This is a genomic window from Bradyrhizobium genomosp. I (2014), from assembly GCF_000261685.1.
Taxonomy (GTDB): Bacteria; Pseudomonadota; Alphaproteobacteria; order Rhizobiales; family Xanthobacteraceae; genus Bradyrhizobium.
Window position 1 is genome coordinate 1 of sequence record NZ_AJQE01000096.1, and the last position, 10530, is coordinate 10530.

10 protein-coding genes are annotated in these 10530 nt (G+C 64.6%); 7 read left to right on the plus strand and 3 right to left on the minus strand.

The features are described 5' to 3' along the window. The 4 genes from IC50_RS09135 to IC50_RS09150 all read left to right on the plus strand — a co-directional run. Window positions 1-737: aminotransferase class I/II-fold pyridoxal phosphate-dependent enzyme (locus tag IC50_RS09135; RefSeq protein ID WP_035703213.1), on the plus strand; the 737-nt coding region annotated here is incomplete at its 5' end. A gap of 8 nt (window positions 738-745) precedes the next feature. Next, a complete protein-coding gene (locus IC50_RS09140; RefSeq protein ID WP_035703215.1) occupies window positions 746-3223 on the plus strand; it encodes a DNA translocase FtsK in 2478 nt (825 codons plus the stop codon). 152 nt (window positions 3224-3375) lie between these two features. Beyond that, window positions 3376-4134 (plus strand): outer membrane lipoprotein carrier protein LolA, encoded by a 759-nt coding sequence (locus IC50_RS09145; RefSeq protein ID WP_035703217.1) that lies wholly within the window; start codon window positions 3376-3378, stop codon window positions 4132-4134. Window positions 4135-4266: 132 nt separating this feature from the next. After that, window positions 4267-5082: an exodeoxyribonuclease III gene (locus tag IC50_RS09150; RefSeq protein WP_035703219.1), complete on the plus strand. Its 816-nt coding sequence runs from the start codon at window positions 4267-4269 to the stop codon at window positions 5080-5082. Between the two features lie 59 nt (window positions 5083-5141). Here the strand turns inward: IC50_RS09150 and IC50_RS09155 are convergent, their stop codons facing one another. Both IC50_RS09155 and IC50_RS09160 read right to left on the minus strand, forming a co-directional pair. Further along, complete coding sequence (locus IC50_RS09155; RefSeq protein ID WP_035703221.1) at window positions 5142-5585, minus strand: cyclic nucleotide-binding domain-containing protein; 444 nt, start codon at window positions 5583-5585, stop codon at window positions 5142-5144. A gap of 60 nt (window positions 5586-5645) precedes the next feature. Next, window positions 5646-6332, minus strand: a complete 687-nt coding sequence (locus IC50_RS09160) for a response regulator transcription factor (RefSeq protein ID WP_008142830.1) — start codon at window positions 6330-6332, stop codon at window positions 5646-5648. Between the two features lie 203 nt (window positions 6333-6535). Between IC50_RS09160 and IC50_RS09165 the strand changes: the two genes are divergently transcribed. Beyond that, entirely contained in the window at window positions 6536-7105 is a 570-nt protein-coding gene (locus IC50_RS09165; protein WP_035703226.1) for a L,D-transpeptidase family protein, read from the plus strand. 6 nt (window positions 7106-7111) lie between these two features. After that, window positions 7112-7897 carry a 2-keto-4-pentenoate hydratase gene (locus IC50_RS09170; RefSeq protein ID WP_035703227.1) on the plus strand — a complete coding sequence of 262 codons (786 nt, stop codon included), beginning with the start codon at window positions 7112-7114 and terminating at the stop codon, window positions 7895-7897. 89 nt (window positions 7898-7986) lie between these two features. On the opposite strand, the gene IC50_RS09175 is transcribed toward IC50_RS09170, so the two are convergent. Next, window positions 7987-8676 (minus strand): YggS family pyridoxal phosphate-dependent enzyme, encoded by a 690-nt coding sequence (locus tag IC50_RS09175; RefSeq protein ID WP_035703228.1) that lies wholly within the window; start codon window positions 8674-8676, stop codon window positions 7987-7989. A gap of 109 nt (window positions 8677-8785) precedes the next feature. Here IC50_RS09175 and IC50_RS09180 point away from each other — a divergent pair, with 109 nt between their 5' ends. Beyond that, window positions 8786-10489: a diguanylate cyclase domain-containing protein gene (locus IC50_RS09180; RefSeq protein ID WP_035703232.1), complete on the plus strand. Its 1704-nt coding sequence runs from the start codon at window positions 8786-8788 to the stop codon at window positions 10487-10489. Window positions 10490-10530 lie beyond the last annotated feature (41 nt).

Consider the following 10530-nt stretch of genomic DNA (forward strand, 5'->3'; position numbering starts at 1 on the left):
TCGAGAACGGCTTCCTGCCCGATCTCGATGCCATCGACGAGGCTACACTGGCGCGCACGGTGGCGTTCTATCTGGCTTCGCCGGCCAATCCGCAGGGCTCGGTCGCCTCGCCCGACTATTTCAAACGGTTGAAGCAACTCGCCGACCGCTACGGCTTCGTGATTCTCAGCGACGAGTGCTATTCCGAGATCTACACCCGCCAGGCTCCTGGCAGCGCACTGGAATGCGCCGGACCCGATTTCACCCGCGTGGTCGCGTTCCAGTCGCTGTCGAAGCGTTCCAACCTGCCGGGCATGCGCGTCGGCTTCGCCGCCGGCGACAGGAAGTTCATCGGCATGTTCCTGGAGCTGCGCAACGTTGCGGCGCCCCAGGTGCCCGTGCCGCTCCAGCATGTCGCGACCGTCGCCTATGGCGACGAAGCGCATGTCGAGGAGAACCGCAGGCTCTATCGGATCAAGTTCGATCTCGCCGACCAGATCATCGGCAATCGTTACGGCTATCGCCGGCCCGATGCCGGCTTCTGCGTCTGGCTCAACACGTCCGCCCTCGGCGACGACGTGTCGGTGACGCTGAGACTCTTCAAGGAGGCAGGCGTGCGCGTGGTGCCCGGCAGCTATCTGGCCCGGCTTCAGCCCGACGGCTTCAATCCCGGTGCGGGCTATATTCGCCTCGCGCTGGTGCAGGATGGAGAGACCACGGCGCAGGCACTGCACCGCCTGGTCGAGACTCTGGGTTAGGCGGGCCCATGAGCATGTCGGCAATCGAGCGTGTCATTCCACTGGTCGGCCATCTGCCGCCATCGATCCGCGAGGGTCTGGCGCGGCGCATGCGCGAGCTTACCGGTCTCGGCCTGATCGCGTTGGCGGGGGTCGCCTCCGCCGCGCTGATGACGTGGTCGGTGCAGGATCCCAGCCTCAGCCACGCCACCTCGCGTCCGATCCGCAACATTCTCGGCTATGCCGGCGCGATCGGCGCCGACCTCGCGATGCAGATCCTCGGGCTCGGCGCGATCATGCTGGTCCTGACGGTTGCGGTCTGGGGCTGGCGCATGATGACGCATCGCCCGTTCGACCGCGAGGCGCTGCGGCTCGGCTCCTGGATTCTCTGCACGGTGATCGCGGCGGGCTTCGTCAGCTGCTGGCCACATGGCGGCGCATGGCCGCTGCCGACCGGCCTCGGCGGCGTGGTCGGCGACGCGCTGGTACGCGCGCCGGCGGTGATTTTCGGACCGGCCGGCACGGTCTATCGCATCGTGCTGGGCACGATCCTGTTCGCCGCGATGACCGTGACCTTCCTGATCGCCTGCGGCCTTGGCGCGCGCGAGCAGGACGACGAACTCGCGGAGATCGAGGATGACGACAAGCCGCTCGACGAAGACGAGGAGAGCGATCGCGGCTCGGTATCGCTGGGCTGGCTGTTCCACGCGCTGATGAGCACCAAGGCGCGGCTGATCTGGCTGCTTGGCGCCGCTTACCGCTCGCTGGTCTCGAGTGGACCGAAGACCAAGGCCGCTCAGTTCAGCCGTCAGGAGCCGAATCTGGGCGGCGGCCGCGCCGCGCCCTCGATCTCGCCGCAGACCGAGGACGAGGATTGCGAGGACGCGCACGAAGAAGAGGAAGACGAGGAGGAGGAAGAGGAGCAGCCCACTGCGCGCGCCCCGCGCAAGAAGGCCGCACCCAAGGCCACGGCCAGGAAATCCTCCGACAAGTTCGACCTTCCGTCCGTCTCGATGCTGGCGGCGCCGAAGGCCGGCGATCGTCAGCCGCTCAGCAAGGCCGAGCTGGAGAACAATTCCCGTTCGCTCGAAGGCGTGCTGCAGGATTTCGGCGTGCGCGGCGAGATCGTGAAGGCCAATCCGGGTCCGGTGGTCACGCTGTACGAGCTCGAGCCGGCGCCCGGCATCAAGTCCTCGCGCGTGATCGGACTTGCCGACGACATCGCCCGCTCGATGAGCGCGCTATCGGCGCGCGTCGCGGTCGTGCCCGGCCGCAACGCGATCGGCATCGAGCTGCCGAACGCGCATCGCGAGAAGGTCTACTTGCGCGAATTACTGGTGGCGAAGGAGGCGACCGACACGGTGGCAAAGCTGCCGCTGTGCCTCGGCAAGACCATCGGCGGCGATCCTGTCATCATCGATCTCGCCCGCACGCCGCACATGCTGATCGCCGGTACCACCGGCTCGGGCAAGTCGGTCGCGATCAACACCATGATTCTCAGTCTGGTCTACCGGCTGCGCCCGGACCAGTGCCGGCTCATCATGGTCGATCCGAAGATGCTCGAACTCTCCGTCTATGACGGCATTCCCCATCTGCTCACCCCCGTCGTCACCGACCCGAAGAAGGCGGTGGTCGCGCTGAAATGGGCCGTGCGCGAGATGGAGGAGCGCTACAAGAACATGGCCAAGCTCGGTGTACGCAACATCGACGGCTACAATACGCGCCTGCTCGAACTGAAGGCCAAGGGCGAGGAGCCGACGCGCACGGTGCATACCGGCTTCGACAAGGAAACCGGCAAGGCGATCTACGAGGAAGAGAAGCTCTCGCTCGACCCGCTGCCCTACATCGTCATCATCGTCGACGAAATGGCCGACCTGATGATGGTCGCCGGCAAGGACATCGAAGGCGCGGTGCAACGTCTCGCGCAGATGGCGCGCGCCGCCGGCCTGCACGTGATCCTCGCCACGCAGCGTCCATCGGTCGACGTCATCACCGGCACCATCAAGGCGAACTTCCCGACCCGCATCGCCTTCCAGGTCACCTCCAAGATCGACAGCCGCACCATTTTGGGCGAGATGGGCGCCGAGCAGCTGCTCGGTCAGGGCGACATGCTCTACATGGCCGGCGGCGGCCGCATCAGCCGCGTGCATGGACCGTTCGCCTCCGACGAGGAAGTCGAGAAGGTGGTGCGTCACCTCAAGACGCAGGGACAGCCGGAATATCTCGAAGCCGTCACCGCCGAAGAGCCGACCGAGGACGAGGACGGCGCCGTGTTCGACGCCACCGGCATGGGCGGGGATGGCGGCGGCGATCTGTTCCAGCAGGCGGTTGCGATCGTCAAACGCGATCGCAAGGCCTCGACCAGCTACATCCAGCGCCGCCTGCAAATCGGCTATAACCGCGCCGCATCGCTGATGGAGCGTATGGAACTGGAGGGCATCGTCGGTCCCGCCAACCACGCCGGCAAGCGCGAGATTCTGGTCGAGGAAGAAGACAGCCATATGTGAGGCGAGGGGCCTCGCGACATCATTTCACGCAAAATCGATATCTGCTTTTGCCCGAAATCACGCTAAAAAGGCGCCAGCCACGTTAGGACGACGCGTTGATCAGACATCCGGACATTCGATTCGCTGCCACCATCGCTGCGCGAAGCGTGCGCATGGCCGGCGTGCTTCTTGTCACCGCCGCGATGGTGACCGCTGCGTCGCTCGCGCAGACCGTGCCCGTGCCGAAGCCTGCACCGAAGGGCCGCGGCGATGGCGGGCCGGCCGGCAGTGGGCCCGCTGTCACCGGCGCGACCCAGACTCCGCCGAATCCGGTCATCCCGGATCCGCGCCGCAACGTTCCGAGCAGCATCTTCCAGACCTTCGATGCCAACCAGAAGGCGCAGGCCGCCAAGGTTAGTGCCTATCTGTCGTCGCTTCAAACCCTGGTCGGGAATTTCGTCCAGGTCGGGCCCGACGGCAGCAAGACGCAGGGCGATTTCTACATCCAGAAACCGGGCAAGGTGCGCTTCGAATATGACGCGCCGAGCCCGATCGACATCGTCGCCGACGGATCGTCACTGGTGGTGCGCGACCGCAAGCTCGCGACCCAGGACGTCTATCCGCTGTCGCAGACGCCGCTGCGCTTCCTGCTGTCCGACCGCATCGACCTGATGAAGGACACCAACGTCGTCAACGTCTCGGCCGATGACGTCTACGTCAGCGTCATGATCGAGGAGAAGCAGGCGCTGGTCGGCACCAGCCGCCTCCTGCTGATGTTCGGCGCCAAGGATGGCCAGCTCAAGCAGTGGACCGTCACCGATCCGCAGGGATACGACACCACGATTGCGGTCTACAATCTGGATTCGAGCAAGAAGCTCGACCCCAACATGTTCAAGATCGATTTCACCAATTACGGCCCGTCGCCGGGCTGAGATGCCATGGCCGCTCCGATCACCGTCATGCCCGGGCTTGTCCCGGGCATCCACGTTTTTGGATTCTACAAAAAGACGTGGATGGCCGGGTCAGGCCCGGCCATGACGGATGGAGTTTGTTAGATCGTCCCCATGCGTCTTTCCCTGACAACCTGGAACATCAATTCGGTGCGCCTGCGCATCGATCTGGTCGCGAAATTCTTGAAGAGCGCGCGGCCGGAGGTGCTGTGCCTGCAGGAGACCAAATGCATCGACGATGCCTTTCCGCTGAAGCGCTTCAAGCGGCTCGGCTATGAGCACGTCGCGCTGAACGGGCAGAAGGGCTACCATGGCGTCGCCATCGTCTCGAAGATTCCGTTCGAGTCGAAGGACATCCGCACCTTCTGCGACAAGGTGGATTCGCGCCACATCTCGGTGTCCTTCGGCGAAAAGGCGGGCATCGCAAAGCCGCTGGTGCTGCATAATTTCTACGTGCCCGCCGGCGGCGACATTCCCGATCCCGCGCTGAACGAGAAGTTTGATCACAAGCTTCGCTTCCTCGACGAGATGAAGGCGTGCGAGCCGCTGCATCCGCGAGGGCAAGACCGCCACATCCTGGTCGGTGATCTCAACGTCGCCCCGCACGAGAACGACGTCTGGTCGCACAAGCAGTTGCTGAAAGTTGTCTCGCATACGCCCGTCGAAACCGAGAAGCTGAAGGCGGCACTCGCCGCCGGTGAATGGGTCGACGTCGCGCGCGAGCGCATCCCGATGTCGGATAAGGTCTATACGTGGTGGAGCTACCGCTCCGCGGATTGGACCGTCGGCGATCGCGGCCGCAGGCTCGATCACATCTGGGTTTCGCGCGCGTTGAAGGATGCGGTCAGCGATTTCAGGATTCTGCGCGATGCGCGGAGTTGGGAGCGGCCGTCGGACCATGTGCCGGTGACCGTGACGCTGGAGGTTTAAGCCCCGCTGCATTCCGGAGCGCGACAAAAGCGCGAGCCCGAAGTGACGCCTGGAGAGGGCTACGACGTCAGCTTCGCACCGGCCATCAGGATATCGCTGGCGATCTGGCTGGAGCGCACCGCGAATTCGTCGCGGAGGCGAACGGCGGCGGCGGGGTCGCTCTCGAGCACGCGCTGGAACAGGCTGCGTGCGACGCGGATGACGGACGAATGCTCCAGCGCGATCGCACTCGATGGCCGCTTCATCGGCACCACCAGCGCAAGCTCGCCGATCAGCGCGCCGGGGCCGGCGATCATTTCGGCGCCAGCGCCGTCCTCGACCCTGAACGCGCCTCGCTGGACCACGTAGCCGGCGTCGGCGTCGTCGCCCAGATTGAACAGGACGTCGCCGCGGACGAAGTCACGCTGCTCGGAACCGATCGCCAGCATGCGCAACGAGGCGTCTCCCAACAGGCGCAATGTCGGGACACGCTCGAGAAGCGCTACGTCGTCGTCGATTGACATTCCGGTCCGTGGCTCGAGGAACGCGCCAATTTATGACGAATCGCGCGTTTCCGGAACGTATCACGGCACCAGCTTGTAGCCACCGGCTTCCGTGACCAGGATCTCGGGGTTGGCGGCGTCCTTCTCGATCTTCTGGCGAAGCCGATAGATGTGGGTTTCCAGCGTGTGGGTGGTGACGCCGGAATTGTAGCCCCAGACCTCCTGGAGCAGGGTCTCGCGCGACACCGGCATCTGGCCGGCCCGGTAGAGGAAGCGGAGAATGGCGGTTTCCTTCTCCGTCAGCCGCACCTTGCGCGCATTGGCCGCGGTCAGCATCTTGGAGCCGGGCCGGAAGCTATAGGGCCCGACCGAGAACACCGCGTCCTCGCTGGCCTCGTGCTGGCGCAGCTGGGCGCGGATGCGGGCCAGCAGCACGGCGAAACGGAAGGGCTTTGCGACGTAGTCGTTGGCGCCGGATTCCAGGCCCAAAATCGTATCGGAATCGGTGTCATGCCCGGTCAGCATGATGATCGGGGCCTTGAAGCCGCCCTTGCGCAGGGAGCGGACAACTTCGCGACCATCGGTGTCGGGCAGACCGACGTCCATCAGGACCAGATCGGGTGAATTGGCCTTTGCGGCGCTCGCACCCTTGGCGCCGGTATCGACGGCGGAGGCCTCGAATTCTTCGTGCAGCGATAATTGCTCCACCAACGTATCGCGCAGATCGGTGTCGTCATCCACGATCAGGATCTTGCGGGCATTGGCCATAGGGTATCATCCTTTTGGGGTCCGGCCCGGCGCGCATGCATGCCGCGCCCAGCCGCGAGGGAAAGTTTAGGGGTCGCCGTTATTATTGTTGTTCATGTTGAAGTAGTGGACTGTTACCGATTCACAAGCCGGAACCACTCTAACCCAGAATAACAGGGCGTTTTGATGAATGTCCTGTAATGAATTCGACATTGCACGTTCACATGAAAAACAACGTCACTTCAACTGATTATACCAGAAACCGAGGCGCCGGGCCGCTGTCTGCGATCCGCGTCAAGCCTGCCGCCGGGAATCCGCGCCGGGGCTGGCTGACGGCCGGAGCGCTGACGATTCCCGTGGCGCTGGGGCGGGGAGGCATCCTCGCCAACAAGCGCGAGGGCGATGGCGGTACGCCAAGGGGCAGCTTCCGTCCCAGGCGGTTGTGGTGGCGGGGTGACCGGCACAGCCGCCCCCGGACGTTCCTACCGACCCGGATGATCACCGGCGTAGACGCCTGGTGCGAGGATCCAAGGGACCGTCATTACAACCAGGGAGTCCGGCTCGGCGAGGAGCAGGGCGGTGACCGGCTCAAGCGGGCCGACCATCTCTACGACTTCATCGTCGAGATCGATCACAACACGAGACCACGCATCGCCGGCCGCGGCAGCGCGGTGTTCTTGCACCTCGCCCGCGACAATTTCGGCCCGACCGCGGGCTGCGTCTCCATGACGAAATCTGCGATGCTGCAATTGCTGCGGCGCTTGGGGCCGCGAACGAGAATCATCATCGGGTGAGGGTGCATGCTCGGCAACGATCAGATCGCCGCCGCGTCGCAGGTCCTGGTCAGACACTGGCGCGACGGCACCAAGCTGGACGCGCTGGAGGCACGATTGCGGCCACAAAGTCGCGCCGAGGGCTACGCCGTCCAGGCCGCGCTCGAACGACAAACGAGCGGGACATTATTCGGCTGGAAGATCGCGGCAACGAGCGAGGCCGGACAGAAGCACATCAATGTCGCAGGCCCCATGGCCGGACGCATCATGAGCGACACCGTGATCGCTGACGGCGGTGCTGCATCGATGAAGGGTAACGAGATGCGCGTCGGCGAGCCGGAATTCGCCTTTCGGATGGGGCGCGATCTGCCACCGCGAACGACGCCGTACACCGTTGACGAGATCCTCGCCGCCGTCGAAACACTGCATCCCGCGATCGAGATTCCCGATTCGCGCTTTGCCGATTTCGCCAGCGCCGGCGAGGCGCAGCTCATCGCGGACGATGCCTGCGCGCATCTGTTCGTGCTGGGCGCAGCGACATCGGCGGACTGGCGCGGGATGGATCTCGTCGCCGAGCGGCCGCAGATCACGCTGCGCGGCGAGCGCTACATCGGCCACGGCAGGAACGTGCTCGGCGATCCCCGCGTTGCGCTCGCCTGGCTTGCCAACGAGCTGCGCGGGCTCGGCATCACGTTGCGGGCAGGGGAGGTCGTGACGACGGGCACATGCCATCCGCCGCTGCCGATCCAGGCCGGCGATCATCTCGCGGTGGATTTTGGTGTGCTGGGGAAGGCGTCGGTACGGTTCGTGTAGGCGCGACACACACCGCCGTCATCGCGAGCGCAGCGAAGCAATGACGAAATCGATGGCGGTTGCTGGGGCGCGTTTCCCGCTAACGGCTCTTACCGATGCCCAAAGATCGCACTTCCCACCCGCACATGGGTGGCGCCCAGCATGATCGCCGTCGCGAAATCGGCGCTCATCCCCATCGAGAGATTCTTCAATCCATTACGCGCGGCGATCTTGGCGGTGAGAGCAAAGTGCGCGGCCGGCGGTTCGTCGGCCGGCGGGATGCACATCAGTCCGGAGATCGTGAGCCCATAGGTGTCGCGGCAGCTCGCGAGGAAGGCATCGGCCTCGCCGGGCGCGACGCCGGCCTTCTGCGGCTCCTCGCCGGTGTTGATCTGGACGAAGAGCTGCGGGTGCTTGTTCTGGGATTCGATTTCCTTGGCTAATGCCTGGCAAATGCTCGGGCGATCGACCGAATGGATGGCGTCGAACAGCGCGACCGCGTCTTTCGCCTTGTTGGATTGCAGCGGCCCGATCAGATGCAGCGCGGTATCGGGGTAAACGGACGTTAACGCCGGCCACTTGCTCTTGGCCTCCTGCACCCGATTCTCGCCGAATACGCGCTGTCCGGCGGCGATGACCGGGATAATTGCATCCGCGGCGAAGGTCTTGGACACCGCGATCAGCGTCACGGAGGCGCGGTCGCGCCGCGCGTCCTTGCAGGCGCGGGCGATTTCGGCTTCGACCGCGGCGAGCGCGTTTGGTGAATGGCCGGTTACCGGCGCGGCGTTGGCTTCTGTCATGACGTCTCTTGGCTATGCTCGTAGCCCGAGTTAAGTCCAATTTTACCGAGTTCAAGAAACAGTTTTTGAACCCTTCGCTTTACCTTAGCCCGCGGGGTGGGTAGCGAAGATGGCAAGCGTCAGTCTCAACCGCAAACGAGCGAAACTCAAGCAGGTTCTCGGAATTCGGGCGAGGCTTGCGTTGCTCGCGGTGATTCTCGTGGCGCCGTTGATGCTCGATCGCATTCGTTCGCTCGAAGACACGCGCGCGCGGCAGATCGCGCAGGCCGCGGCTGAATTCACCACGGTGGCAAGGCACAGCGCCGACGCGCAGCGCGAGGTGATCTCGTCGGTCGAGACCATCCTGAAATCAGAGGCCTTCATCCGCGCCTCCGCCGGCGGCATCAGCAAGAGCTGCGACGTGCTGCGCGCAAGCCTTCCGTCGAGCCTTCCCTGGATCCGCACGCTGCTGATAGCCGGCCAGGATGGACGCATCCAATGCGCGACCAACAACATGTATGTCGGCCTCGATCTCAGTGATCGGCCCTACTTCCAGCAGGCACAGCAAACCGGCCGCTTCGTTCTCAGTGATTTCATCTTGTCGCGGCCAGTGCCGTCGCCGACGGTGATGGCGGTTTATCCGGTGTCCGCCTTCAGCGGGGTCGCCGATGCCGTCGTGCTCGCCACCGTCAATCTCGACTGGATGTCGAAGGTCATGAGCAATCTGGGCGGCCGTGCCGGCATCACCGCCGTGCTGGTCGACAGCGCGGGCACCGTGCTGGCGGCCCCGGCCGATCAGCGCAGTGCGGTTGGCCGTCCCCTCGACAACATGCCGCTGATGTCCGCGATCGCCGACAAGGCGCTGCGGTCCGACCAGGACGAGGGTTCTCTGTCCTTCCTCGCCGCCGATGGCTCCCGCCGCGCTGTCAGCTACATCCGCATCGCCGGCACCAATGCTCGCCTGATCGCCAGCATCGACGAAGACAAGGTGTCCGCAGCGGTCAGCCGCGACATCCGCACCGCGTATCTCCAGCTCGCTTTCGTCGTCGTGTTCGTCCTGCTCGGCGCGCTGATCGCCGCCGAAAAGCTCGTCATCAAGCCGATCGAGATGCTGGTCGACATGGCCAAGCGTCTCGGCGAAGGCGACCTGTCGGCCCGCGCGGCACGCAATCGGCTGCCGGCCGAGTTCGTGCCTCTGGCCCGCGCGTTCAACGCGATGGCTGCGCAGCTGAGCCAGCGCGAGCGCGAGCTGATTGCGAGCAACGATCGCCTGACGGTGATGGCCTCGATCGACATGCTGTCCGGGCTCGCCAACCGCCGCGGCTTCCAGAGCCGGCTCGACTTCGAATGGATGCGCGCGCAGCAATATGGCAGCGATCTCGCGCTTCTGATGATCGACGTCGACCATTTCAAGCTGTTCAACGACACCTATGGCCATCTCGAGGGCGATTCCTGCCTGACCCGGCTAGGCGAGTCGCTGTCCGGCATCGCCGCCGACACGATGGGCTTTGCGGCACGCTATGGCGGCGAGGAATTTTGCCTGTTGCTGCCGAACACCGACGCGATGCGCGCCGCCGAGATCGGAGAGCAGGTGCGCGCGGCCGTGCTGAAACTCTGCCTGCCGCACATCACCTCGAACCACATGATCGTCACGGTCTCGATCGGGGTTGCCGCGACGAAGCCGAACGAGGCCTTGCGTCCCGGCGACCTGATCGAAGCCGCCGACGCCGCGCTCTATACCGCCAAGCACCGCGGCCGCAACAACGTCGTCGAGCACGGCGTGCAGGCGGTCGAGTCCGGCGCGGCTCACATGATGATGGTGGCCAGCGCCTGAAAGCATGATCCGGAAAAAGTGCGCAGCGGTTTTCCCTCGCG